The sequence below is a fragment of the Neisseria flavescens genome, from assembly GCF_005221285.1.
In the GTDB taxonomy this organism is placed as follows: Bacteria; Pseudomonadota; Gammaproteobacteria; order Burkholderiales; family Neisseriaceae; genus Neisseria; species Neisseria flavescens.
Window position 1 is genome coordinate 784,611 of record NZ_CP039886.1, and the last position, 25,969, is coordinate 810,579.

Genomic DNA, 25,969 nt, shown 5'->3' on the forward strand with positions numbered 1-25,969 from the left:
TTATAAGATTATCGGATTAGTTTCCCTGCGTGCTTTATGCGTTTATTCTCCGGATCTTCAGACGGCCTGAGCCTGTCTTCGCGTTTAAAACTGCTGACTTTTTTATGGGTCAGTTCGGCTTTTTTGTCGATTGTCTTTACCCTGCTGCTTTCTTGGCGTTTGGAAAGCGCGGCCAAAACAATTGAAGATGCGGGCAGTTTGAAAATGCAGGTTTATCGTTTGGCCTATATGGCAAGCGTCCGTACACCCAATGCGCAAATTGACAACCAAATCAAAGAATTTGAGCGTACGCTGGCCAATGTAACACAAAGCGATGCCATTCATCCGCTGATTCCGTCTCAAACACCGCTGGCTTATGACTTGATTCAGTCAATGCTGTTGATTGATTGGGAATCCAATATCAAGCCGTCTTTGCAACATTACGAGCGTCCGACTCAAATTGGCCTGTACCGTTTTGCCGGCAACATCGAGCTGTTTTTGCAGGCGATGGAAAATGCCAACGAGCAAAATACCTTGTGGCTGCGCCGCTTTCAAATGGCCATGATGCTGATGATTGTTGTGGCTGCCGGCTTGATGATTGTTTGGCATTATTCATGGATTATCCGACCCTTGGAAAAACTGCGCGATGGCGTAGAGACCATCAGCAAAGGGCATTTCGGTGTTCAAATCGAGACAGACCAGATCCGTGAGTTTGCCCAAGTAAGCAAGGGTTTCAACCAAATGAGTCGCCGTCTGCACACGCTTTATACAGACTTGGAAGGACAAGTTGCCAAACAAACCCAAGACTTGGCGCGGCAAAACCGTGATTTGACCCTGCTCTACCAAACCACGCGCAATCTGCACCAAACCTTTACGCCGCAACAGGCGGCAGAAGAATTTTTAACTCAGATTCTGCCTGCGTTTTCAGCTTTGGGCGGCACTGTATATCTTTCCGATGAGGAGCGGAAACGTTTTGATTTGGCGGCAAGTGTCGGTGAAACCGAAGAAGGAAATCGTGTAGAATTTCCGATCGTTTATCATGACGAACAGCTTGGCGTATTGACCCTATATTTTTCAGACGGCCATATGCCTGATGAGCAAGACGAAAAACTGCTGCATACTTTAAGCGGACAGCTGGGCATTTCCATCGCCAACAACCGCATGGAACAAGAGCGCCGCCTGCTTGCAGTCTTGCAGGAGCGTAACTTGATTGCACAAGGTTTGCATGACAGCATCGCGCAAGCTTTGACCTTTTTGAATTTGCAGGTACAAATGCTGGAAAGCGCGTTTGCCTCAGACCAACGCGAGCAGGCAGAAGAAAATATCGGCTTCATCAAAGACGGCGTGCAGGAATGCTACGAAGACGTACGCGAACTTTTGATGAATTTCCGCACCAAAATCAGTAATAAAGATTTTCCTGAAGCGGTAGAATCGCTGCTGGCGCGTTTTGAACGACAAACCGGTATTCCGGTTGATTTAAAATGGCAGGACGACGGGCAGGCTTTGAATTATGATGAGCATTTGCAGATCATCTTCATCTTGCAGGAAAGCCTGTCAAATATCCGGAAGCACGCGCGTGCGCAACATGTCAGCGTCGAAATTGCCAACCACGGCGATTTTGTCATGACGATTCGTGACGACGGCGCAGGCTTTAATAAAGAACACCTATCAAACCGGCCTTCAGGCGAACATGTCGGCTTGGGCATTATGCAGGAACGGGCCCAACGGATTAACGCAGAATTGGCCATTACATCGCAGATTGGGCAAGGTACGGCGGTTATGCTGACTTTGCCGCAACAAATGAGAACAGCATCATGACGATTAAAATTACCCTTATTGACGACCACACCCTATTTCGCAGCGGTATCAAGGCCTTGCTTTCGCGCCAGCCTGATTTTGAAGTCGTCGGCGAAGCTTCAGACGGCCTGGCCGGCGTGAAAATGGTTGAGCAGCTCAAGCCTGATGTGGTCTTGCTGGACTTGGATATGCCGGTCATGAACGGCCGCGAAGCATTGGCTCAAATTTTAAGTATCAATCCGCAGCTGACCGTCATCATGCTGACTGTTTCCGAAGACAGCGACGATTTGACCGAATGTATGCGTATGGGTGCAAAAGGCTTTTTGCTGAAAAACATCAACGCCGACTTCCTGTTGGAAAGCATCCGCAAAGCTGTCGATGGCGACAACGTCTTTTCTCCAGAAATGACCAGCCGCTTGGTGCAATCGCTGATTTCTCCATCTCCCTCCCGCTCCGACCATCTGCTGGAGCAACTGACCCCGCGCGAGATGGAAATCTTGGGCTATCTTGCCGCCGGACACAGCAACAAAATCATTGCCCGCCATTTGAACTTGGCAGAGTCAACCGTCAAAGTGCATGTGCAAAACCTGTTGCGCAAGTTAAACCTAAGCAGCCGCGTTCAAGCTGCGGTTTATGCGGTGCAACACAAAGTACCGCAACCGGTATTGTCTTAATCAGGCCGTCTGAAACCTTCTTTTTAAAAGGTTTCAGGAAAAGCGTTTATTCGCTATAATCACGCCGATTTATATGCAGGGTTGTCTGATTCTTTCAGACGGCCTTTTTATTTGATTTCTCACTGATTTAAAACAATATGTCCGAAAACATTCCAGAAAATACACCCGAAAATACCGTTCCTGAAGAACACAAACGCAGCATCCGCAGTTTCGTCTTGCGCCAAGGCCATATGACCGCGGCCCAACAGCGCGCCATCGATACAATGTGGCCGCAATTTGGTGTGGACTTCCAAGAAGCTCCTTTGGATTTGAACCGCGCTTTTGGACGGGACAATCCTAAAGTATTGGAAATCGGTTTCGGTATGGGCGTCGCGACAGTAGAAATCGCCAAACGTCTGCCCGATACCGACTTTTTAGCAATTGATGTTCACGGCCCGGGCGTCGGCAATATCTTGAAGCTGATTGAGGAAGAACACATTTCCAATATCCGCGTGATGCGTCATGATGCAGTGGAAGTAGTGGAAAAGATGCTGGAAGACGGTTCTTTAGACGGTATTCATATTTTCTTCCCTGACCCTTGGCACAAAAAACGCCATAACAAACGCCGCTTGGTACAAGTGCCATTTGTTGAAAAGCTGCTGCCAAAACTCAAAAGCGGCGGCTATGTCCATATGGCGACCGACTGGGAAGAATACGCCGTGCAAATGCTGGAAGTTTTGAGCAGTTTTGACGCTTTGCAAAACACGGCTACCGATTACGCCCCTACGCCTGATTATCGCCCTGAAACCAAATTTGAAGCCCGAGGCAAACGATTGGGTCATGGCGTTTGGGACTTGGTGTTCCGTAAGAAATAAAGCCAAACATATAGTGGATTAACTTTAAACCAGTACGGCGTTGCCTCGCCTTGCCGTACTATCTGTACTGTCTGCGGCTTCGTCGCCTTGTCCTGATTTAAATTTAATCCACTATAAAACACAAGGCCGTCTGAAAAATTTCAGACGGCCTTTTATCTTACTGATTAAGCCAAGAAAAGTTTATAAGCCGGATTATCGGTTTCTTCTTTATAAACATAACCCAAGCTCTCCAAGAAGTCGGTAAAGGCTTTGTTGTCGCTTTCAGGTACATCGATACCGACCAAAATACGGCCGTAATCCGCACCATGATTGCGATAATGGAACAAGGTAATATTCCATTCGGCACGCATATGGTTCAAGAAACGGGACAATGCGCCGGGGCGCTCAGGGAATTCAAAGCTGACCAAGCGTTCGCTGGATACTTTTTCCGTACGTCCGCCGACCATGTAACGGATATGGATTTTGGCGATTTCGTCATTGGTCAGATCGACATTCGGCAAGCCTGCGTCAGCCAGTTGTTTGCTGATGACGGCCAAGTCTTGCGCACCGGCAGTTTGCAGACCGACAAAGATATGAGCATTGTTGTCATTGCCGTAGCGATAGTTGAACTCGGTAATGTTCCGACTACCCAAGATATTGATAAACTTAAGGAAGCTGCCTTTTTCTTCAGGAATGGTAACGGCAAAAATACCTTCGTTGCCCTCGCCCAGCTCACTGCGTTCTGAAACATGGCGCAGGCGGTGGAAGTTCATATTGGCGCCACTGGTTACAGCAACCAGATTTTGACCTTGGATATTGTTTTTCGCAACGTAAGCCTTCAAGCCGGCAAGGGCCAATGCGCCCGCAGGCTCGGTAATGCTGCGCGTATCGTCAAAAATATCTTTAATCGCGCCGCACAACATATCCGTATTGACCGTAATAATTTCATCCAACAGCTCTTTACACAGGCGGAAGGTTTCCTCACCCACTACTTTAACCGCCGTGCCGTCTGAAAACAGGCCGACATCTTTCAAATGTACGATTTCCCCAGCCTCTACCGATTGCTTCATACAGCAAGAATCATCGGTTTGCACACCAATGACTTTGATTTCAGGACAAACCTGTTTAATAAATGCTGCCACGCCAGCTGCCAAACCGCCACCGCCAATCGGCACAAAAATCGCATTGATATTGCGGTGCTGGCGGAGGATTTCCATGCCGACAGTTCCCTGACCGGCAATCACATCAGGATCATCAAAAGGCGCGATATAAGTCAGTTTTTCCTTTTCTGCCACCTCCATCGCATAATCATAGGCATCGTTGTAAGAAACGCCTTTCAATACCACTTCGCCGCCACGGCTCTTTACTGCATCAATTTTGATTTTCGGCGTAGTTTCCGGCATTACAATAACCGCACGGCAACCCAAATATTGAGCCGATAAAGCCACACCCTGAGCATGGTTACCCGCGCTTGCAGCAATCACGCCACAATCCAAGGCTTCTTTCGGCAGCTTCGCCATTTTGTTGTACGCGCCGCGAATTTTGAACGAAAACACCGGCTGCAAATCTTCGCGCTTGAGCAAAACCTGATTGTTCAGACGGCCTGACAGACTGCGCGCCAAATCCAAAGGCGTTTCTACGGCCACATCATAAACGGAAGCGGTCAAAATACGGGTTAGATAATCAGAAAGAGGAAGGGAATGGTTCATGGTATTTTAGTGTTCGGAAATAAATTGCAATTCGGCCAAATCGACCGGAGGAAAAAGTTAAAACCATACCCCTGAGGCCGTCTGAAGGCAAGAAAAATCTTAGCAAAGCCTAAATGGGACGGTATAATGTCCGCTCAAAATCTATTTAGTATGCCAAACTGTTTACTTTGAAACAGTGTCCACTCATATTCAAATCCACACATAATGATGAAAAAAACGCTACTTAGCCTAATTTTTGCTGCCCTCCTGAATACTCATGCCCTTGCTGCCGACCCGGTTGCATCCGGACCTGCCGTACAAAGCGAGGCTCAAACGCAGCCGCTGCTGCGCAGCATCAACAGCCCGACAACGCCGCCGGAAATTGCGGCGACTGCCTATATCGTTACCGACCTGCACAGCAAGCAAACCTTGGCATCCAACAATGCCGACACGCCTATCGAGCCTGCCGCGTTGACGCAAATGATGACCGCCTACCTTGCCTTTAAAGCACTGGAAAACGGTACGCTCCAAGCAGATCAAATGCTGACAGTTTCAAACGTCGGCTGGAAAGTCGAAGGTTCGCGCATGTTTCTCAACCCCAAAGTTCCTGTCAGCGTCAGCTCCTTGATTAAGGGTACAACCATCCAATCGGCCAACGATGCCGCCATTACCCTTGCCGAAGCCCTTGGCAACGGCTCTGTCGACGAATTCGTCAAACAAATGAACGAAGAAGCCAAACGCTTGGGCATGAAGCATACCCACTTCAACAACCCGACCGGTATTTCTTCTAACGGCCATGTTTCAACCGTTGGCGACCTTGCCATCTTGGCTGCCGCGCTCATCAATGACTATCCGAAATATTATCCTTTATTTGCAAACAAATCTTTCAAATACAATAATATCGAGCAGCCCAACCGCAATCTCCTACTCTATCGCGACAGCAGTATCGACGGTTTGAAAACCGGCTATAGCGAAGGCGCAGGCTACCATCTCGCCGCTTCCAGCAAACGCAACAACCGCCGTATTGTTTCCATTCTTGCCGGTGCCGAATCCACCGAAGCGCGTGCCAGCGAAAGCAGCAAACTGCTCAACTGGTCATTGCAGGCATTTGATACGCCTAAACTTTACAAAGGCGGAGAAGTGATTTCCCAAGTCAAAGTTTACAAAGGCAGCACCAAAGCCGTAGATATCGGTTTCTTGGACGATGTTTACATTACCATTCCCCACGATACCGGCAAAAACGTCAAACCAATCTTAGAAACGCTTCAGCCCGTCCTTGCCCCGATTGAAAAAGGCCAAGTATTGGGCAAGCTGAAAGTCATGAAAGACGGTAAAATCATTGCCGAAAAAGACGTCGTCGCCCTGAACGGCGTGGAAGAAGGCAGCTGGTTGCGCCGTATATGGGACGCGATTGTGTTGTGGTTTAAAGGTTTATTCAGTTAATCCTCTTACTATCAAAACATAAATAAAGGCCGTCTGAAATTTTCAGACGGCCTTTTGTATATCTGTTTTATGGCTTTAATAAAAATTCCTAACAAGAAATTTATCCATTTTAATCTTAGCAGTTTCAGTGATTGATAATATTAAACGCTTCAAAAAAATGCCGTCTGAAAACATAAAGATTTTCAGACGGCATTTCAATACCTTAATAGGCTATCAGTATGAGCTTAAACTAAGCCTTTTTTCTCCAGATAGCTTTCGTAATCGCCCAAGTAGTGTTCATATCCGCCTTTACCGTCCAATTCGATGATTTGGGTAGCCAATGAAGATACAAACTGACGGTCGTGCGAGACGAAAATCAGCGTGCCCTTATATTTTTCCAGCGCCATGTTCAAGGATTCGATACTTTCCATATCCATGTGGTTGGTCGGTTCGTCCATGACCAAGACATTGGGTTTCAACAGCAACAGTTTGCCGTAAAGCATACGGCCTTTTTCTCCGCCGGAGAGAACCTTCACTTTTTTCACGACATCGTTGCTGCCGAAGAGCAAGCGGCCCAAAGTGCCGCGGATGACTTGTTCGTCATCGCCTTCCTGGCCCCATTGACGCATCCATTCGCTCAGATCCATATCGACGTCGAAGTCGTTTTCATGGTCTTGCGGATAGTAGCCGACGCTGGCTTTTTCCGCCCATTTGATGCTGCCTTCGTCCGGCAGCAGGCCGTCTGAATATTCGGGGTTGTACGCGCCGGCGAGGAGTTTCAGTAGGGTGGATTTGCCTGCGCCGTTCGGACCGATGATGGCGAGGCGTTGTCCCGCTTCGAGGATGAAGTTCAGGTTTTTAAACAACTGGGTTTCAAAACGTTTCGCCAGTTTTTCAACTTCCACAGCCTGACGGTGCAGCTTGGCTTTTTCGTCGGCTTCAAAACGGATATACGGGTTTTGACGGGTAGACGGTTTGACCTCGACCATCTCCGATTTGATTTTGTCGGCCTGTTTCAGACGGCTGGTTGCCTGACGGGCTTTGGATTTGTTGGCGGAGAAGCGTGCGACGAACTCTTGCAGCTCTTGCAGTTTCTCTTTGGCTTTGGCGTTGTCTTTCAGGGCGCGCTCACGCGATTGGGCGGAAGCAAGCATATAGTCGTCGTAGTTGCCCGGATAGATGGTGATGGTGTTGTAGTCCAAATCCGCCATGTGGGTGCAGACTTCGTTCAAGAAGTGGCGGTCGTGCGAGATGATAATCATCGTGGAGTCGTATTGGTTCAACACGCCTTCCAACCAGCGGATGGTATTAATGTCCAAGTTATTGGTCGGTTCGTCCAAAAGCAATACGTCTGGTTTGGAGAACAGGGCTTGCGCCAGCAATACGCGCAGTTTGAAGCCCGGGGCGACTTCTGCCATGGTCGCATTGTGCAAATCTTCGGAAATGCCCACGCCGCTCAACAATTCGGCAGCACGCGCTTCGGCGGTGTAGCCGTCGTATTCGGCGAACTTGGCTTCCAGTTCGGCGGCTTTCATGTAGTCGTCTTCGGTGGCTTCGGGATTGGCGTAAATCGCATCACGCTCGGTCATCGCCGCCCACATTTCAGTGTGACCCATCATCACCACGTCCAGCACGCGCATGTCTTCGTAGGCAAACTGGTCTTGGCGCAATTTACCCAAACGCACGCCGTTTTCAATCGCGACTTCGCCGGCAGTCTGTTCCAAATCGCCGCCGAGGATTTTCATGAAGGTGGATTTGCCTGAGCCGTTGGCGCCGATCAGACCGTAGCGGTTGCCTTCGCCGAATTTGACGGATACGTTTTCAAACAGCGGCTTTGCGCCGAACTGCATGGTGATGCCGTTGGTAGAAATCATTATTCGTAAAACCTTTATAAATAGAATGTTATAATCGGACGCGATTGTAGCATATTTTTGCAAAGACCTCAGGATTGAGGCCATGGCAAATGCGCCCAATTTCGATACAAGATGAAAACAGGCAGCGCTTCACGCAAAAATGCGTTGTAGGCAGCATTTCAGGCCGTCTGAAACGGAGAAACGATATGGAAACGCACAAAATCTATTACGCCGTGATTATCTTGGTATGTGCCGCCTCCATGCTGCTCAGCCCGTTTTTCTATATCCGCCGCACGCGATCTGGCGCGGAATTGCGACGCGCACCCAGACAGTGGAAACCCATCCTCTTCGCCAACATCATCATGATTGCGGCTTTGTTTGTCTGGTGGAAATGGTTTTAAGGAAAAAATAAAAAATGAACAAAATCTGGATCAGCACATTACTGCTCGCTTTGACAACTGCGGTTTCCGCCGCGCCCATTTTTGAATGTACCGATTCTGCCGGCCGCAAAGTCTATACCCAAGCCGGCGGCAAAAACTGCAAAGCCAGCAATATCGGCAAACCGTCCGTATATACTTCTGCGCCTGTTTCAACTGCGACAACGCCGACTTCCCCAAGCAAAGCCGAGCAGACGGAAGAAGCTGTCGCCCCGATCAATCCGACTGATGTCGGCGCGGCCAAGCGTGCTTTAGATACTGCCAAGAAAAATTTGGAAGAAGGCAAAAAAGTGCGTTATGGTAATGAACGCAACTATGCCCGCTATCTCGAACGGATCAAGGGTTTGGAAAAAGCTGTCCACTCGGCTCAGGAAAACTATGACGCGGCGCAACACCAGCCTGCATCTCAAGATCCTGTTGCCTATTAATCCTTACCACACCAGCAAGGCCGTCTGAAATTTGATATTCAGACGGCCTTTTCATCTTTTCAATATAACAAAATCGTCTTTATACCAAACAAAGTATTCTTTCCAGTTTTCAGACGGCCTTGTTAAAGTAAGCATGTATTAAATTCTGACGATTGCCATTATGTTGTTACTCAAAACGCCTTCTGTATTGCCGGGTTTCAAGCTCAGCCTGGGTTTGACGGTTTTGTGCCTGTCGCTTTTGGTGGTTTTGCCGTTTGCAATGATGGCGGTCAAAGCGGCGGAAATCGGCTGGAGCGGATTTTGGAACACGATTACCGAACCCAATGTCTTGGCAGCCGTCTGGCTGAGTTTGCGGATGTCGTTTTATGCGATGTTGACCAATATCGTGTTCGGCACGTTGGTCGCTTGGGTATTGGTGCGCTATGAATTTCCGGGCAAAGGGTTGGTAAACGCTTTGGTCGATTTGCCGTTTGCGCTGCCGACGGCGGTAACAGGCATTGCGTTGGCAACCCTGTATGCGCCCAATGGTTGGATAGGCCGTTTTTTCGAGCCTTTGGGCATCAAAATCGCCTTTACGCCCATCGGCATTTGGATTGCGCTGATTGTCGTCAGCCTGCCCTTTATCATCCGCGCCGTGCAGCCGGTATTGGAAGAATTGTCGGGCGAATATGAAGAAGCGGCGGCGACTTTGGGCGCAAGCCGCTGGACTACGTTCCGCCGCGTCCTCTTGCCTGAAATTACACCGGCACTGTTGACCGGCGCAGGCATGATGTTTGCCCGCTCTACCGGCGAATACGGCTCGGTCATTTTTATCGCGGGCAATATTCCGATGGTGTCTGAAATCCTGCCCTTGATTATTACCGGCAAACTGGAGCAATACGATGCTCAGGGTGCATCAGCCGTTGCTCTGTTTATGCTGATGATTTCGTTTGTCATCCTGCTGATTTTGAACATTATGCAATGGACTTTGAGCCGCCGCGCCGAAGCGAAGGTTTAACAAACAACAGGCCGTCTGAAACATCAAGCAAACATTTTTCAGACGGCCCAAACGGATACAAGAATAAATAGAGACTTCACTAACATGAAAACCCATTCCGCCAATCCCAACCTGACCGAACCGCGTTGGCTGCGCGTATTGCTGACTGCTACCGCCTTGGGCTTTCTGTTGCTGATGTTGGTTGTGCCTTTGGTTGCCGTATTCTACGAGGCCTTAAAAGGCGGTTGGGATTTGTACCTGAAATCCTTAAGCGATTCCGAAGCGTGGTCTGCCATCAAATTGACGCTGATTACCGCGCTGATTGTCGTCCCCGTCAATGCCGTCTTGGGCGTGGCGATGGCGTGGCTGTTGACCCGTTTCGACTTCCGCGGCAAGCAGTTGCTGACCACCCTGCTCGATTTGCCGTTTTCCGTATCGCCCGTGGTCGCCGGTTTGATGTTCGTCTTATTGTTCAGTGCGCACACGGCATTGGGCGGCTGGCTGGAAGCGCAAGGCATACAGATTATCTTCGCCATCCCGGGCATTATTTTGGCGACGCTGTTCGTTACCTTCCCCTTTGTCGCGCGCGAAATCATTCCTTTAATGCAGGCGCAGGGCGACAGCGAAGAACAGGCCGCGCTGATACTCGGCGCAAGCGGCTGGCAGATGTTTTGGCGCGTTACCCTGCCCAACATCAAATGGGCGTTACTCTACGGCATCATTCTTACCAACGCCCGCGCGATGGGCGAGTTCGGTGCGGTCAGCGTGGTATCGGGACACATACGCGGCGAAACCAACACCGTCCCGCTTTTGGTCGAAATCTTCTACAACGAATACAACTTTACCGGCGCATTCGCCCTCTCCGGCGTATTGGCACTTTTAGCACTGGCGACGCTGACGGTGCAGAACATCATCACCAAATTACAAGACAAAAAACTCGCCGCCGCCGAAAGGAACGCAGTATGAGTATCACCATCCAAAACTTAAACAAACACTTCGGCAATTTTCACGCGCTGAAAAACATCAACCTCAACGTCCCCACCGGCAAACTCGTTTCCCTGCTCGGCCCGTCCGGCTGCGGTAAAACCACACTTTTACGCATTATCGCCGGACTGGAAAACGCCGACAGCGGCAATATCCTGTTTGACGGACAAGACGTAACCGCCAAGCACGTCCGCGAGCGCAAAGTCGGCTTCGTGTTCCAACACTACGCCCTTTTCCGCCATATGAACGTGTTTGACAACGTCGCTTTCGGTTTGACCGTATTGCCCAAGTCCGAACGCCCGTCCAAAGGACAAATCTGCGCCAAAGTCGAAGAATTACTCAAGCTCGTGCAGCTCTCCCACCTCGCCAAATCCTATCCGCACCAACTCTCCGGCGGCCAACGCCAACGCATCGCCCTTGCCCGTGCGCTTGCGGTCGAACCGAAACTCCTGCTTCTGGACGAACCCTTCGGCGCACTGGATGCCAAAGTGCGCAAAGAATTACGCACCTGGTTGCGCGACATCCATCACAACCTAGGCGTAACCAGCATTTTGGTGACACACGACCAAGAAGAGGCCCTCGAAGTTTCCGACGAAATCGTCGTCATGAACCACGGCAAAATCGAACAAACCGGCAGCGCCGAAGCCATTTACCGCAAACCCGAAAACGCCTTCGTTACCGAGTTCTTAGGCGAAACCGACGCTTTTGAAGGTCGCATCGAAAAAGGCATCTGGCACTACAACGGCTTCGCGTGGAAATTGGACGCGCACTACAAATGGCAGGAGCAAACCGCTATCGGCTATATCCGCCCACACGAATGGCAACTTGCCGCTGAAAACGAAACCCCGATGATTCGTGCCAAAATCGAAAAAATCCACGCCGTCGGCGCATTGACGCATATTTTGGTCAAACACGACAAACAGGACGTGCATATCACGCTGGCAGGCAGCGATGCTGCGCGTTACCAAATTGCCGAAGGCAAAGAATTGAATCTGATTCCGAAACAGGTTTATGTCTTTTCTCAAAACGAACTGATTGAATATTCGATTTGAGACTAAATCATAAGGCCGTCTGAAAATCTGCTTTCAGACGGCCTTTCATCTTATTCAAACCTGCCAATCAATCGGTTCTAAACCATGCGCCTGCAAATAAGCGTTTGCCTGCGAAAAATGTTTGCAGCCGAAAAAGCCTCGATATGCCGACAAGGGCGAAGGATGCGGCGCGGTCAGCACCAAATGACGGCTGCGGTCGATAAACGCACCTTTCTTCTGCGCATGGCTGCCCCACAGCATAAAGACTAAATGCTCGCGTTCCTTATCCAATTGTCGGATGACTTCATCGGTAAACGCCTCCCAACCAAAAGTTGCATGGGAATGCGCCAAACCGGCACGGACAGTCAACACCGTGTTCAACAGCAACACGCCCTGTTCCGCCCAATGCTGCAAATAGCCGTGTTGCGGAATCTGAAAGCCCTCAATATCCGTCGCCAACTCTTTATAAATATTGACCAGCGACGGCGGCACCGCAATTTCAGGCTGGACGGAAAACGCCAAACCATGCGCCTGACCCGCACCGTGATACGGGTCTTGCCCCAATATCACTACTTTTACATTTCCGAATTCAGTCGTCCGAAAGGCATTGAATACATCGCGCTCAGGCGGATAAACGGTTATCCCCGCCTGCCTTTCATGGCGTACCTTCTCCAAAATCGTTTGAAAATACGCCTTTTCTTTTTCCGCACCAATTGCCTCGTGCCAAGTCTGCATTATTTACCGCTCCGTATTTGAATGGGCTTAATTATAACTGAAATAATTTTCAGCCTTAGCCTTTTCATTTTAAGCCATTGCCATTATGATAAGGATTATCAAAAGATTATTAAAAGGATATACCGCATGACGATATGGTTTGTTGCCGCCGCCGTTGTTCTGATTGTCGAATTGTTTATCGGAACGGTTTATCTTTTGGTGGTCAGCGTAGCGCTGGCCGCCGCCGGCATCATGTACGGATTAAGCGGACACTTTTCTGCCGCCGTTTTGACCGCCGCCATCATCAGCGCACTCGGTATCTGGCTGGTACACGGCCGTCTGAAAAACCGGTTGGCTCCCCAAGCACTCAACGATGATTTGGATATTGGGCAAAACGTCCGCATCCTACGCCACCTGCATGACAATATTTACGAAGTCGCCTACCGCGGTACACACTGGCAGGCACAAGCCGAACGGCCTCAAGATACTTTTCAGACGGCCTCAAGCGCAGTCATTACTGCCAAAAACGGCAATCTGCTGATTATCCGCACACTCTCCCAACCATCATCATAAGGAAACATTATGGAATTTCTGCTCAGCCTCCCCGTCCTCATCCTCATCGTCGTTGTTGTTTTTGGTTTCAAATCCTTTATCGTTGTACCACAGCAGGAAGTTTATGTGGTCGAACGATTGGGCCGTTTTCACAAAGCGCTGACTGCAGGTCTGAACATCCTTATCCCATTTATCGACCGTGTCGCCTATCGTCACTCGCTGAAAGAAGTTCCTTTGGATGTTCCCAGCCAAGTCTGTATTACCCGCGACAACACTCAGCTGACCGTGGATGGCATCATCTACTTCCAAGTTACCGATCCTAAACTCGCTTCATATGGTTCCAGCAACTACATCATGGCGATTACCCAGCTTGCGCAGACAACTTTGCGCTCTGTCATCGGCCGCATGGAATTGGATAAAACCTTTGAAGAACGCGACGAAATCAACAGCATTGTCGTTGCTGCTTTGGACGAAGCGGCAGGCGCTTGGGGTGTGAAAGTATTGCGTTACGAAATCAAAGACTTGGTTCCGCCGCAAGAAATCCTCCGCTCAATGCAGGCGCAAATTACCGCCGAACGTGAAAAACGCGCGCGCATTGCCGAATCCGAAGGCCGTAAAATCGAGCAGATCAACCTTGCCAGCGGTCAGCGCGAAGCAGAAATCCAACAATCCGAAGGTGAAGCGCAAGCCGCCATCAACGCGTCAAACGGTGAAAAAATCGCCCGCATCAACCGCGCACAAGGTGAAGCCGAAGCCCTGCGCTTGGTTGCCGAAGCCAACGCCGACGCCATCCGCAAAATCGCCGAGGCTGTCCGCTCCGAGGGCGGTGCAGAAGCCGTTAACCTGAAAGTTGCCGAGCAATACGTTGCCGCCTTCAGCAATTTGGCTAAAGAAAGCAACACGCTGATTATGCCTGCCAATGTTGCCGACATCGGCAGCTTGGTCTCCGCAGGTTTGAAAATCATCGACGGCAACAAGCCTAAAGCGTCATAATAGCGTTCTGACTCAGGCCGTCTGAAAACCCAATACGGCTTTGAACTGCACCCCAAAAGTTGGACACCCCCCCCTCCAACTCACAAGGTGCAGTTTTTTTATGAGCAAATATACATTACACTTCAAATACCAAGCCGTACTCCACTACCTGCACATACGCAGTCAACAGCGTACCGCAGACCACTACGGCATTTCCCGAACCAACCTGCGACGATGGATACGCGCCTATCAAGAAGGCGGCATCGGCGCACTCGAACATCCCCAATCCAAAACCATGCCCCAACACCGCAAAAACCCCTTCATCGCCGACAAACCCGACCACGAAAAAACACAGGCAGAGCTTATCGAAGAGTTGTGCTATATGCGCGCAAAGGTTGCCTACCTAAAGGAGTTAAAAGCCCTCAGCAAAAAACAGACCGAAAAGGACAAAGCCAAACCGTCCAAACACTGAGGGCGCAACACCCGCTCAAATACCTGCTGCACATCGCAAACCTGCCCAAAAGCAGCTTTTACTACCATCATCAGGACCGACCCGACCCCAATGAAGCCGACAAAGCCCTTATCGCCGAAATCTACGAACGGCATAAAGGACGCTACGGGCAAAGGCGCATTGCAGCAGCATTAGGTTGGAACCGCAAAAAAGTGGCGCGGCTGATGAGGCAGCTAGGACTGAAAGCCCTCATACGGGCAAAAAAAGCCTACCGCCATCCCGCCATGGGCGAAATATCGGAACACCTCCTCAAACGCCGGTTCAAAGCCCGAAAGCCCAACGAAAAATGGCTGACCGACGTGACCGAACTCAAAGGAAAGGACGGCAAACTGTACCTCTCGCCGATCTTGGACCTGTTCAACCGCGAAATCATCGCCTACGCCATGAGCCGCAGAGCCGACAGTGAAATGGTGAAGGAAATGCTCGAAAAAGCGGCACCCCGGCTGACTGATAAAGGAACGATGCTTCATTCCGACCAAGGTGTGCTGTACCGTACGGCGGGGTATAGGGAATTGCTTGCGGAGTATTTCATGGTTCAAAGCATGTCGCGAAAGGCGAATTGTTGGGACAATGCACCGATGGAAAGCTTCTTTGCGGTGCTGAAGACGGAGTGTTTCTACCGTGCAGGGGAATTGACGGTGGATGAATTGATGAAACAGATAGATGACTATATGGATTACTACAACCGCGAGCGTTGCAGTTTGAAATTGAAAAAGCTGAGTCCTGTCGCATACAGAACCCGGCTTACACAGAGTGCCTGAATAGGCTTTTATGAGTGTCCAAGATTTGGGGGCCAGTTCACGTTTCAGACGGCCTTTTTATATCGTTCGATTTTTAATCGAAGAGCGGGGTGATTGCATCGCTGACGGGAGCTGCCATGGGAGGCACGCCGGTAGACGCGCAAACCGGAGGGACGGTTGGGCAGAATGCGGTGGAAAACAACCTCTATCTGACATCGGAAGCCTTAAAGAAGGACGAACAGACAGCCCGTAAAATTTATTCTGTCATAAAAGAGCAAGTCAAACATGACTGCAGTTCCAAAGGAAGAATTACCGAATGTCGTCAAAATATAGGACGCATTATCGAGTTTACCCAAGACAAACGCTTTGACAGTAGGTTTAAGGACTTAAAAAAAGAATCCTTATATTACCTAAATCAACATCCTGATTTAGTAGCCTCTTATCTTAAGGCTGAATACGAAAAGCTGGATAGGGAAGACAAAAGTATTCTGCACCGCTACATCTCACCTGGGGCTGAAATCGTTTCGGGTAGTTTGGGGGTTGTTCTTTCAGGAGTAGCCGGAGGCGGATCTTGTGCCGAGACTTTCGGTTTAGGCTGTGCCGCCGCTTTGGTTGGTGTAACGTCTTCCTACGATCATGTCATTACTGGGACGAAAAACTTCGGAAAAAAAGCCAGCGAGCAACGACCGACGATTACGGTTCAGGCCTTGAAGCAGTTGGGGCTGTCGGAGCAGGCTGCGGAATATGTTCAGTTCTCTATAGATTTGTTCAGTGCGGGTAAATCGGGGGCCGGCATGCCTAAGGCTAAGCCTAAGCCTGTGTTTGATGCGAAACCGAGATGGGAGGTTGATAGGAAGCTTAATAAATTGACAATTCGTGAGCAGGTGGAGAAAAATGCTCAGGAAATAAGGAACGGAAATAAAAACAGCAACTTTAACCAACATGATCAAATAGAAAAAGAAATTAAGAAATTAAGCAGAGGTCCATCTGGGCCTAATCGGAAAAGAATTTGAAGATTGGTTAGTTAAATTTCATGGAGGAAATGGAAGCTTTAAAATGGGAGGGAGAGAGTTTGATGGTGCTATTACAATCAATCGTTGGTATGAAGCCAAATCTGGTAATTTCTGGAGAGATCACACTTCTACACCTCAAAAATTCGCAAAATTTAAATCAGATATGGGTGATAGATTAAAAATTGCAACAAAAAATGGAGCAACATATGAATTACATTCAAATACACCAATCCCCAAAGATGTTAAAGAATTTTTAAACAAAAAAGGTATTAAATATTTTGAATATTGAAAGTTATAGGAGATTTAAAAATGTCAAGAAGTGTAAGTTTAGATATTGATTTATCCATGAATAATAAAAAATTTTCTCGTTATGAAATACTAGAATGCTTATTGTATGGAGGTTGGAGTTTTCTAGATGATGGAAATTTTGTTTACTTACCACTTGGTGATGAAGACTATGATTGGAATTCAGCTTCTATGTCAGAAAAAGAAATTTTAGATTTTTTAAGAATAAAAAGTAATTTAGATGAAGTAATCGGATTTTCAATAACATGGGCTGACACCAATATTGGTGGACAAGTTTTATTTTTCCCTAATTTTGAATTCTCATTTAGCATCACTATTAATATTAAAAATTTTGATAAAGACATAGTTGATGTTAACTGGTATTTAATTAAATTATTACCTATTTTTGATAAGAATGGTATTTTATATAATTCTATTAGATATCAGGAATATAGATAAATCATAAATTAGCAAGCCGTAGCCCATATGAAATCTAAACTCAACAAGTAGGATGTGTGTGGAACGCACACACATGTGGTGCTCAAGGGTTTGAGCTAAGAGGCTGTCTGAAAAAAGAAAAACTGTTTCAGACGGCCTTTGTTTAACGCCACCAATCCAGCAGGCCATAAAACGCAGTTATCCAAAAAGGTATAGTGATAGGCAAATACAAAAAAGGAGGAAAAGTCAATTTTACTACCTTCAAACATTTTCAATTTGGAGTATTGCCATGATAATTAATTATCAAGAAGCAAAGAAAATTGCAGTATCTTTTTTAAGTCAAATAGAGCAAGAAAGGGGAATGTCATTATTAATAGCTGAATCTCATGTACGAGAAAATGATGATGGGTGGTTTTTCCCATATCAGTCAAAAGAATATTTAGAAACAATGAATATAAACAAATCTATTATTGGAAATTGGCCTATATTTGTTTCTAAAAATGGAGGAGTTCCTTCTATTCGTTGATTTTAGCTCATTAGCTAAGTCCGTATCCCACTAAATTTGAAACTATATGGATGGAAACAGACCCATAACGGGTGAAATATATGGACCAACAGGACGCTTTAGGCATGGAGCAAAATAATGAGATTAACGAAATATCCTTATAACTCCATAAGAGAGTTAGAAGACTATTTACTAAACACCTATCAAAAATATATTATTCTACAAGAGGAAGGTAAGGAGATTTATCGATGTTTTATTCTTTCTTTTCATAAAGAATTCAATATAGGTATTGGATTAGCCGTTTCCTGTATAAGCATCCCCCCAAAAGTATTAATGTTTGATGATGAAAATATTTTTATTGGATTTGATTCAGTTGTTTTTTGTATTTCTATACAAAATTTAAAAGTTAACATGCTAAATATAGATGGAATATTTTTTGATATTTATTTATTGGAGAATCAAAAAATTTGTATTATTCATGAGTTGGGTGCAATCATTACAGATAAAAACTTCACAAGAGAGAATTCAGTATCTGCCGATATAATATCAGACTGGGAAATAGATAAAGTTAATAAGTTAATTATATTGACAGAGTTAGACTCTGAAAAAATAATTTTTCTAAATTATAATTGAGGATACTTGGTTATTTAAGATATTACATCCCCCATTATTCAATAAAGGTTGGCTGAAAACTAGGAAACTGTTTCAGACAACCTTTACTTATCGGCTTGATATGAATACACAAACCATCAAAACCTATCTTGTCGGCGGTGCCGTCCGCGACCATCTGTTAGGCCTACCCGTCAAAGACCGTGATTGGGTAGTCATCGGTGCAGATGCGCAAACCATGTTGGCTCAAGGCTATCAACCTGTCGGCAAGGATTTTCCCGTCTTTCTCCATCCGGACAGCCACGAAGAATACGCCCTCGCCCGTACCGAGCGCAAAACCGCCAAAGGCTACGCCGGATTCAGCTTTCATGCCGATAAAGACGTTACGCTGGAACAAGACCTGATGCGTCGCGACCTGACCATCAATGCCATGGCCCAGGATTCAGACGGCACAATCATCGACCCCTTTGGCGGACAACAAGATTTGGCGGCCGGCATCCTGCGCCACGTTTCGCCTGCCTTTGCCGAAGACCCCGTGCGGATTTTGCGTATCTCCCGTTTTGCCGCGCGTTATGGTTTTCAAATTGCCGATGAAACCATGTCTCTGATGCGGCAAATGGTAGAAAACGGCGAAGCGGATGCCTTGGTTGCCGAACGCGTCTGGCAGGAATTGGCCAAAGGCCTGATGGAGAAAAATCCGCGCCGAATGATTGAAGTTTTGCGCGAATGCGGCGCACTCAAAGTTTTGCTGCCCGAGCTTGATGCCCTTTTCGGCGTACCGCAACGCGCCGATTATCATCCTGAAATCGACAGCGGTATTCATACGCTGATGGTTGTACAACGAGCCGCAGAAATGAACCTCTCTCTCGCCGAACGCTATGCCGCCTTATTGCACGACTTGGGCAAGGCAAAAACACCGGCCGATATCCTGCCAAAACACTACGGACACGACGTCAACGGCGTCGAACCCGTCCGCGAAGTCAATCAACGCCTGCGCACCCCCAAACACTGCGCCGAGCTTGCCGAACTTGTCTGCCGTTGGCACATCATGCTCCATCAAGTCGGGCAGTTCAAAAGCAAAACCATTTTGAATGTTTTGAAAAAAACCGACGCATTCCGCCGCCCCGAACGTTTTCAGACGGCCTTAAACGTCTGCGTGGCCGACAAACAAGGCCGTCTGAACCTTGAAAACACGCCCTACCCACAACGCGAACACTGGCTGGACTTACTTGAGGCCGCCAATCAAGTAGATGCAGGCAAAATTGCCGCCGAGTGCCGCGCACAAGACAAAGCCCATTTAATTGCCGAACAAATCGATCATGCACGCTTGGCACAAATTACACCGCTGCAAAAAGCGTATCAGGCTGAAAAAATAGGAGGCTATTGATGGTATAGACGACCTTTGAAACAGCCGCAACAATATCCGCTATAATCTGCACCTTGACCATCTTATTTCAACAATAAAAATCATGACTATCCAGACCGATTTACTTCACGAAAAAATCAGCAATGAAGATTATCAACGCCTCATTGTCAAACACAGCGAATCTTTCAGCGACGGCGAAATCCGCCTATTAAACGAAATCCTTGAAAAATTCCGCTTTGATGTCGTACAGGCGCAGGCTTTGGCGCAAGCCGTCATGCAGCAGGTGCGCTTCGATCCAAACGACTACCATATCGACAGCGATGATGAAGACACAACCGGCATCTGTCCGCACTGCATCAATCCGCCCATGCCGCCCCTGCGCGATTATCTGGTTTGGCGCGAAACACGCGGCTAAAAATTTTCCTAATCGATTTTGATAAGTTATTAACTATTCGCTATCGAACCAGGCCGTCTGAACAGGTGTCATCGTTACATTTGTTCAGACGGCCTTTTGTAAATAAATGTTCACGACTAGGATAAATCAGTATAATCTGCGCCGTTTGAATTTTCTCTGGAGCTTTTATGAACCAGCTTAAAACGGCGGTAGCCGGTGCGCAGATTTTGTTTGTCGCATTCGGTGCCATGGTACTTGTGCCGCTTTTGACGGGACTGAACCCGGCTTTGGCATTATTGGGCGCAGGCTTGGGCACTTTGTTGTTCCAATTGGTTACCAAACGTAAAGTGCCGATTTTCCTCGGCTCTTCTTTTGCCTTTATTGCGCCGATTATCTACTCCATCGGCGAATGGGGCCTGCCTTCCACCATGTTCGGCCTGTTTGCAGCAGGTTTCATGTACTTTGTCTTTGCCGCATTGATCAGATGGCGCGGTCTGGATGCGGTACACAAGCTGTTGCCGCCCGTGGTTATCGGCCCGGTGATTATGGTAATCGGCTTGTCCGTGGCCGCTGCAGCCAGCAGCATGGCCATGGGTCAGGCAGATGGAAAACAGGTCATCGACTATATCGACTCGCTGATTCTGTCGGGCTTTACCTTTGCGGTAACCGTCATTGTTTCTGTCTTCGGCAGCAAAATGATGAAGCTGATTCCGATTCTGATCGGCGTGGCTTCCGGTTATGTGTTGGCTTTAATCATGGGCTTGGTCGATACCAGCGCCATCATCAACGCTCCTTGGTTTGCCGTCCCTCATTTTGAAACGCCTCAAGTCAACTGGCAGGCTGCCTTATTTATGTTGCCCGTCGCCATTGCCCCAGCCATCGAACACATCGGCGGCATTATGGCCATCGGTAATGTGACTGGCAAAAACTACACCAAAGACCCGGGCTTGGACAAAACCCTCGCCGGCGACGGCTTGGGCGTTTGCGTGGCCGGTTTGATTGGCGGCCCTCCTGTGACCACTTACGGCGAAGTAACCGGCGCGGTGATGATTACCAAAAACAGCAACCCCGTCATCATGACTTGGGCGGCAATTTTTGCGATTTTCATGGCGTTTTTCGGTAAGTTCAACGCATTTTTGGCTTCAATTCCCATGCCGGTTATGGGCGGCATTATGTTGCTGCTGTTCGGTACAATCGCCTCTTTGGGCATCAAAACATTGATTGATGCGAAAGTCGATTTGATGCAGCCGAAAAATTTGGTTATCGTCAGCTCCGTATTGACGACCGGTATCGGCGGCATGATTATCAAAGTAGGTACTTTGAGCTTCGCCGGTGTAGGTTTGTGCGCCGTATTGGCCATTATCCTGAACTGCGTTTTGCCCAATACAAAATCAGAAGAAGCATAAATAGCTGGCTCATAAACTCAAAGGCCGTCTGAAAATGAGATTTCAGACGGCCTTTTTATTACGCTTTATACAATAAAAAATGCCGGAGACTTAATCATCTCCGGCATTTTTGAATAAGGTGGCGAGCCGAACCCCCGGCACTGGCTCATCAGAGTGGGCTGCTGGCTTCCGCCCCTGACCCGGTGTTCCGAATTACCATGCGGGGAGACCCGCCATAGAAGAAACGCATTATAGCGGTTTTACAGAAAAACTCAAGCGATAAAATCTATCAGGCCGTCTGAAAACCATTTACACGACAAGATTGTAAACAATATTACCGAGTTGCAAATCATTCCCATTGAGATGTTTATCGTCTTTTCCGTTGAAAAATATCGAAAATTACACTACATTAACACTTTACGCCATCAAGAAGAAATTGCATTTTTCAGACGGCCTTTAATATAAAAACATTACATCCATCAACGGAACACAACCATGACCACGACTACCGCCCCGCAGCGTATTCGGGAAATCCCCTACAACTATACTTCTTATACCGACCGCGAAATCGTCATCCGATTATTGGGCGACGAGGCGTGGCAAATCCTGCAAGACTTGCGCGGACAGCGTAAAACCGGGCGTTCAGCACGAATGCTGTTTGAAGTATTGGGCGATATTTGGGTGGTCGTGCGCAATCCGTATCTGGTCGATGATTTGCTGGAGCATCCGAAACGCCGCGCCGCGCTGGTGCGGGAAATGCGCCACCGCCTGAACGAAATCCGCAAACGCCGCGACGACAATCAGCAAGTGGATGTCTTGGTTGCCGCAGCAGAAAAAGCAGTCGAGCGTTTTGATAGTAGTTTTGATGAAACCATCCAAAAACGCCATCAGATTTTGGAACGCTTAAGCAAAATCACCAAGCCGCACAACATCATGTTTGACGGATTGGCTCGCGTAACACACGTTACCGATGCAACCGACTGGCGCGTAGAGTATCCGTTTGTTGTCGTCAATCCTGATACCGAAGCAGAGATCGCGCCTTTGGTCCGCACCTTAATCGAATTGGACTTGGTCATTATCCCGCGCGGCGGCGGCACGGGTTATACCGGCGGCGCCGTGCCTTTGGATGCGAACAGCGCGGTCATCAATACGGAAAAGCTGGACAAGCATCGCGGCGTCGAATTTGTCGAACTGGCGGGCTTGGACGGCAAACATCCGATTATCCATTGCGGCGCGGGCGTGGTAACCCGCCGAGTAGAAGAAACCGCGCATCAGGCAGGTTTGGTGTTCGCCGTTGATCCAACTTCCGCCGATGCGTCTTGCGTGGGTGGTAATGTGGCGATGAACGCAGGCGGTAAAAAAGCCGTACTGTGGGGTACTGCCTTGGACAACCTCGCCTACTGGAACATGGTCAATCCTCAAGGCGAATGGCTGCGTATCGAACGCGTGTGCCACAATTTTGGCAAAATCCACGATGAAGAAATCGCCTTGTTTGACGTACATACATTGGATTCAGACGGCCGCAATATCGTCAATACCAAACGTTTGGAAATCCCCGGCCACAAATTCCGCAAAGTTGGTTTGGGCAAAGACGTTACCGACAAATTCTTGAGCGGCCTGCCCGGCGTGCAGAAAGAAGGCACGGACGGCATCATCACCAGCGTCGCCTTCGTGTTGCACAAAATGCCGAAATACACGCGCACCGTGTGTATGGAGTTTTTCGGCACGGTCGCCACCGCCACGCCGTCCATCGTCGAAATCCGCGATTTCCTGCTCGCCCACGACAGCGTACGTCTGGCGGGTTTGGAACATTTGGACTGGCGTTATGTCCGCGCCGTCGGCTACGCCACCAAAGCAGCGGGTAAAGGACGTCCGAAAATGGTCTTGCTGGCGGACGTGGTTTCAGACGACGAAGCCGCCGTGCAGGCAGCCGCCGAACACATCTGCGAACTCGCCCGCGCCCGCGACGGCGAAGGCTTTATCGCCGTGTCGCCCGAAGCGCGCAAAACCTTCTGGCTCGACCGCAGCCGCACCGCCGCCATCGCCAAACACACCAACGCCTTTAAAATCAACGAAGACGTGGTGATTCCGCTGGAGCGGCTGGGCGAGTATTCAGACGGTATCGAGCGCATCAACATCGAGCTTTCCATTCAAAACAAACTCAAACTCTGTGCTGAATTAGAGCAATATCTTTCGGGCAAACTCCCCATCGACAAAATGGGTACGGACCTGCCGACCGCCGAACTGTTGGGCGAACGCGGCAAACACGCCCTGGCCCACGTTTCCGCCGTCAAAGCGCGTTGGGAATGGCTGCTTGCCAATTTGGACACGCCGCTTGCCGACTACAAAGCCCGCTACGGTGCAGCCGTCCACGCCGCGCCCGAAGCCAAAGACAATGAAAGCTGCTTTACCGCATTCCGCGATTTCCGCCTGCGCGTGTCTGTCAAAGCAGACGTAATGAAGCCGCTTTCTGAAATCTTCAGCGGCAAAACCGACACCAAAATCATCGAAGGCTTGGGCAAAATCCACGCCAAAACCGTGCGCGGCAGAGTCTTTGTCGCCCTGCATATGCACGCCGGCGACGGCAATGTCCACACCAATATCCCCGTCAATTCAGACGATGCCGAAATGCTTCAGACGGCATACCGTTCTGTGGAACGCATTATGAAAATCGCCCGTTCGCTTAACGGCGTGATTTCCGGCGAACACGGCATCGGCATTACCAAGCTCGAATTTTTAAGCGACGAAGAAATGCAGCCGTTTTGGGACTACAAAAACCAAGTCGATCCCAAACACACCTTCAACCGCCACAAACTGATGAAAGGCTCGGACCTGCGCAACGCCTATACGCCGTCTTTCGAGCTTTTGGGCGCGGAATCGCTGATTATGGAAAAATCAGACCTCGGCACGATTGCCGATTCCGTCAAAGACTGCCTGCGCTGCGGCAAATGCAAACCCGTCTGCTCCACCCACGTTCCGCGTGCCAACCTGCTGTACAGCCCGCGCAACAAAATCCTCGGCGTGGGGCTCTTGACCGAAGCCTTTTTATACGAAGAACAAACCCGTCGCGGCGTTTCCGTCAAACATTTTGAAGAACTGGCAGACATCGGCGACCACTGCACCGTGTGCCACCGCTGCGTCAAACCCTGCCCCGTCAATATCGACTTCGGCGACGTAACCGTAGCCGTCCGCAACTACCTTGCCGATTCCGGCCACAAACGCTTTGCGCCGGCAGCTTCAATGGGTATGGCATTCCTAAACGCGACCGGCCCGAAAACCATTAAAGCCCTACGTGCCGCGATGATACAAACCGGCTTCCCCGCGCAGAATTTCGCCTACAAAATCGGCAAACTGCTGCCCGTCGGCACGAAAAAGCAAAAAGCCGAACCCAAGGCAACCGTCGGCAAAGCCCCGATTAAAGAACAAATTATCCACTTCATCAACCGTCCGCTGCCCAAAAACGTGCCTGCCAAAACACCGCGCTCCTTATTGGGCATCGAAGACGACAAAAGCATCCCCATCATCCGCAATCCTGCCGCACCCGAAGATGCCGAAGCCGTGTTCTACTTCCCCGGCTGCGGTTCGGAGCGTCTGTTCAGCCAAATCGGGCTTGCCGTCCAAGCCATGCTCTGGCACGTCGGCGTACAAACCGTCCTGCCGCCCGGCTATATGTGTTGCGGCTATCCGCAAGACGCGGGCGGCAATAAGGCAAAAGCCGAAGAAATGAGCACCAACAACCGCGTGGCTTTCCACCGTATGGCGAACACCCTCAACTACCTCGACATCAAAACCGTCGTCGTCAGTTGCGGCACTTGTTACGACCAGCTCGAAAAATACCGCTTTGAAGAAATCTTCCCCGGCTGCCGCATCATCGACATCCACGAATACCTGCTCGAAAAAGGCGTGAAACTCGACGGCGTGAAAGGTCAGCAATACCTCTACCACGACCCCTGCCACACCCCGATTAAAACCATGAACGCCACCCAAATGGCAAGTAGCCTGATGGGGCAGAAAGTCGTCTTAAGCGACCGCTGCTGCGGCGAATCCGGCATGTTCGCCGTCAAACGCCCCGACATCGCCACACAGGTCAAGTTCCGCAAACAAGAGGAAATTGAGAAAAACCTCAAAGAGCTGCCGCAGGGCGAACCCGTCAAAATGCTCACCTCCTGCCCCGCCTGCCTGCAAGGCCTGAGCCGCTATGCCGACGACAACAATATGCCCGCCGACTACATCGTTATCGAAATGGCGAAACACATCCTCGGCGAAAACTGGCTGGATGAGTTTGTAAAAAAAGCCAATAACGGCGGCGTAGAAAAAGTATTGCTCTAAGGACTTAGACAAAAACTTTTGGCTGTAATAAAGGCCGTCTGAAAATCTTTCAGA

The 25,969-nt window shown here is 49.0% G+C and carries 24 protein-coding genes, 1 other RNA gene and 2 pseudogenes; 22 read left to right on the forward strand and 5 right to left on the reverse strand.

All coding sequences use genetic code 11. The features are described from left to right. Positions 1-36: 36 nt before the first annotated feature. From FAH67_RS04070 to trmB, 3 genes are all read left to right on the forward strand, one after another. Positions 37-1,797: a histidine kinase gene (locus tag FAH67_RS04070; protein WP_003680202.1), complete on the forward strand. Its 1,761-nt coding sequence runs from the start codon at positions 37-39 to the stop codon at positions 1,795-1,797. After that, complete coding sequence (locus FAH67_RS04075) at positions 1,794-2,450, forward strand: response regulator (RefSeq protein ID WP_003680203.1); 657 nt, start codon at positions 1,794-1,796, stop codon at positions 2,448-2,450. Before FAH67_RS04070 ends, FAH67_RS04075 begins: the two co-directional genes overlap by 4 nt. A 137-nt stretch (positions 2,451-2,587) precedes the next feature. After that, positions 2,588-3,304, forward strand: a complete 717-nt coding sequence (trmB, locus tag FAH67_RS04080; protein WP_039863783.1) for a tRNA (guanosine(46)-N7)-methyltransferase TrmB — start codon at positions 2,588-2,590, stop codon at positions 3,302-3,304. A gap of 5 nt (positions 3,305-3,309) precedes the next feature. On the opposite strand, the pseudogene FAH67_RS11765 reads toward trmB, so the two are convergent. Together FAH67_RS11765 and ilvA are read right to left on the reverse strand one after the other, a co-directional pair. Next, a pseudogene (locus FAH67_RS11765) lies at positions 3,310-3,420 on the reverse strand (IS5/IS1182 family transposase); the annotation flags it as partial. Positions 3,421-3,468: 48 nt separating this feature from the next. Next, the gene (gene ilvA, locus FAH67_RS04085; RefSeq protein ID WP_003680205.1) at positions 3,469-4,992 is read right to left on the reverse strand and encodes a threonine ammonia-lyase, biosynthetic; all 1,524 of its coding nucleotides are present in this window, start codon (positions 4,990-4,992) and stop codon (positions 3,469-3,471) included. A 204-nt stretch (positions 4,993-5,196) separates the two neighbouring features. On the opposite strand from ilvA, the gene FAH67_RS04090 reads away from it, so the two are divergent. Beyond that, on the forward strand, positions 5,197-6,414 hold the full coding sequence (locus FAH67_RS04090; protein WP_003680206.1) for a D-alanyl-D-alanine carboxypeptidase family protein: 1,218 nt from the start codon (positions 5,197-5,199) through the stop codon (positions 6,412-6,414). Positions 6,415-6,638: 224 nt separating this feature from the next. Here the strand turns inward: FAH67_RS04090 and FAH67_RS04095 are convergent, their stop codons facing one another. Next, the gene (locus tag FAH67_RS04095; protein ID WP_039863784.1) at positions 6,639-8,267 is read right to left on the reverse strand and encodes an ABC-F family ATPase; all 1,629 of its coding nucleotides are present in this window, start codon (positions 8,265-8,267) and stop codon (positions 6,639-6,641) included. Between the two features lie 185 nt (positions 8,268-8,452). Between FAH67_RS04095 and FAH67_RS04100 the strand changes: the two genes are divergently transcribed. The 5 genes from FAH67_RS04100 (at position 8,453) to FAH67_RS04120 (ending at position 12,123) form a co-directional block, all read left to right on the forward strand. Further along, positions 8,453-8,647: a hypothetical protein gene (locus FAH67_RS04100; RefSeq protein WP_036491242.1), complete on the forward strand. Its 195-nt coding sequence runs from the start codon at positions 8,453-8,455 to the stop codon at positions 8,645-8,647. A gap of 14 nt (positions 8,648-8,661) precedes the next feature. Beyond that, on the forward strand, positions 8,662-9,111 hold the full coding sequence (locus FAH67_RS04105) for a DUF4124 domain-containing protein (protein WP_003680214.1): 450 nt from the start codon (positions 8,662-8,664) through the stop codon (positions 9,109-9,111). A 160-nt stretch (positions 9,112-9,271) separates the two neighbouring features. Next, positions 9,272-10,108 (forward strand): sulfate ABC transporter permease subunit CysT, encoded by an 837-nt coding sequence (gene cysT / locus FAH67_RS04110; RefSeq protein WP_003680216.1) that lies wholly within the window; start codon positions 9,272-9,274, stop codon positions 10,106-10,108. Between the two features lie 84 nt (positions 10,109-10,192). Then, positions 10,193-11,053: a sulfate ABC transporter permease subunit CysW gene (cysW, locus tag FAH67_RS04115; RefSeq protein WP_003680218.1), complete on the forward strand. Its 861-nt coding sequence runs from the start codon at positions 10,193-10,195 to the stop codon at positions 11,051-11,053. Then, positions 11,050-12,123 (forward strand): sulfate/molybdate ABC transporter ATP-binding protein, encoded by a 1,074-nt coding sequence (locus tag FAH67_RS04120; RefSeq protein WP_003680219.1) that lies wholly within the window; start codon positions 11,050-11,052, stop codon positions 12,121-12,123. The genes cysW and FAH67_RS04120 overlap by 4 nt, the downstream gene beginning before the upstream one ends. A 54-nt stretch (positions 12,124-12,177) precedes the next feature. Here FAH67_RS04120 and ung read toward each other — a convergent pair whose 3' ends face one another. Continuing rightward, positions 12,178-12,837: a uracil-DNA glycosylase gene (gene ung / locus FAH67_RS04125; protein WP_003680220.1), complete on the reverse strand. Its 660-nt coding sequence runs from the start codon at positions 12,835-12,837 to the stop codon at positions 12,178-12,180. A gap of 126 nt (positions 12,838-12,963) precedes the next feature. On the opposite strand from ung, the gene FAH67_RS04130 reads away from it, so the two are divergent. From FAH67_RS04130 to FAH67_RS04195, 12 genes and pseudogenes are all read left to right on the forward strand, one after another. After that, positions 12,964-13,389: an NfeD family protein gene (locus FAH67_RS04130; RefSeq protein ID WP_039863785.1), complete on the forward strand. Its 426-nt coding sequence runs from the start codon at positions 12,964-12,966 to the stop codon at positions 13,387-13,389. A gap of 9 nt (positions 13,390-13,398) precedes the next feature. Continuing rightward, the gene (locus FAH67_RS04135; RefSeq protein WP_039863787.1) at positions 13,399-14,361 is read left to right on the forward strand and encodes an SPFH domain-containing protein; all 963 of its coding nucleotides are present in this window, start codon (positions 13,399-13,401) and stop codon (positions 14,359-14,361) included. Between the two features lie 100 nt (positions 14,362-14,461). Beyond that, the gene (locus FAH67_RS04145; protein ID WP_112890781.1) at positions 14,462-14,812 is read left to right on the forward strand and encodes a helix-turn-helix domain-containing protein; all 351 of its coding nucleotides are present in this window, start codon (positions 14,462-14,464) and stop codon (positions 14,810-14,812) included. Beyond that, the gene (locus tag FAH67_RS04150; protein ID WP_112890689.1) at positions 14,716-15,612 is read left to right on the forward strand and encodes an IS3 family transposase; all 897 of its coding nucleotides are present in this window, start codon (positions 14,716-14,718) and stop codon (positions 15,610-15,612) included. The genes FAH67_RS04145 and FAH67_RS04150 overlap by 97 nt, the downstream gene beginning before the upstream one ends. A gap of 77 nt (positions 15,613-15,689) precedes the next feature. Then, a pseudogene (locus FAH67_RS04155) lies at positions 15,690-16,565 on the forward strand (VENN motif pre-toxin domain-containing protein); the annotation flags it as partial. An 82-nt stretch (positions 16,566-16,647) separates the two neighbouring features. Then, positions 16,648-16,893 carry a hypothetical protein gene (locus tag FAH67_RS04160; protein WP_134982793.1) on the forward strand — a complete coding sequence of 82 codons (246 nt, stop codon included), beginning with the start codon at positions 16,648-16,650 and terminating at the stop codon, positions 16,891-16,893. Between the two features lie 20 nt (positions 16,894-16,913). Then, complete coding sequence (locus FAH67_RS04165) at positions 16,914-17,348, forward strand: hypothetical protein (protein ID WP_232500791.1); 435 nt, start codon at positions 16,914-16,916, stop codon at positions 17,346-17,348. 268 nt (positions 17,349-17,616) lie between these two features. Further along, positions 17,617-17,853: a YrhB domain-containing protein gene (locus FAH67_RS04175; RefSeq protein WP_003679238.1), complete on the forward strand. Its 237-nt coding sequence runs from the start codon at positions 17,617-17,619 to the stop codon at positions 17,851-17,853. Between the two features lie 117 nt (positions 17,854-17,970). Continuing rightward, positions 17,971-18,465, forward strand: coding sequence for a hypothetical protein (locus tag FAH67_RS04180; RefSeq protein WP_003679237.1), 495 nt, complete (start codon positions 17,971-17,973; stop codon positions 18,463-18,465). A gap of 100 nt (positions 18,466-18,565) precedes the next feature. Further along, positions 18,566-19,828, forward strand: coding sequence for a multifunctional CCA addition/repair protein (locus FAH67_RS04185; protein ID WP_003679236.1), 1,263 nt, complete (start codon positions 18,566-18,568; stop codon positions 19,826-19,828). 82 nt (positions 19,829-19,910) lie between these two features. Further along, positions 19,911-20,222 carry a hypothetical protein gene (locus FAH67_RS04190; RefSeq protein ID WP_003679235.1) on the forward strand — a complete coding sequence of 104 codons (312 nt, stop codon included), beginning with the start codon at positions 19,911-19,913 and terminating at the stop codon, positions 20,220-20,222. 167 nt (positions 20,223-20,389) lie between these two features. After that, positions 20,390-21,607 (forward strand): uracil-xanthine permease family protein, encoded by a 1,218-nt coding sequence (locus FAH67_RS04195; protein WP_003679234.1) that lies wholly within the window; start codon positions 20,390-20,392, stop codon positions 21,605-21,607. A gap of 117 nt (positions 21,608-21,724) precedes the next feature. Here the strand turns inward: FAH67_RS04195 and ffs are convergent. Beyond that, positions 21,725-21,821, reverse strand: an RNA gene (gene ffs / locus FAH67_RS04200) — signal recognition particle sRNA small type. A gap of 260 nt (positions 21,822-22,081) precedes the next feature. On the opposite strand from ffs, the gene FAH67_RS04205 reads away from it, so the two are divergent. Next, positions 22,082-25,915, forward strand: a complete 3,834-nt coding sequence (locus FAH67_RS04205) for a DUF3683 domain-containing protein (RefSeq protein WP_003679228.1) — start codon at positions 22,082-22,084, stop codon at positions 25,913-25,915. Positions 25,916-25,969: the final 54 nt, after the last annotated feature.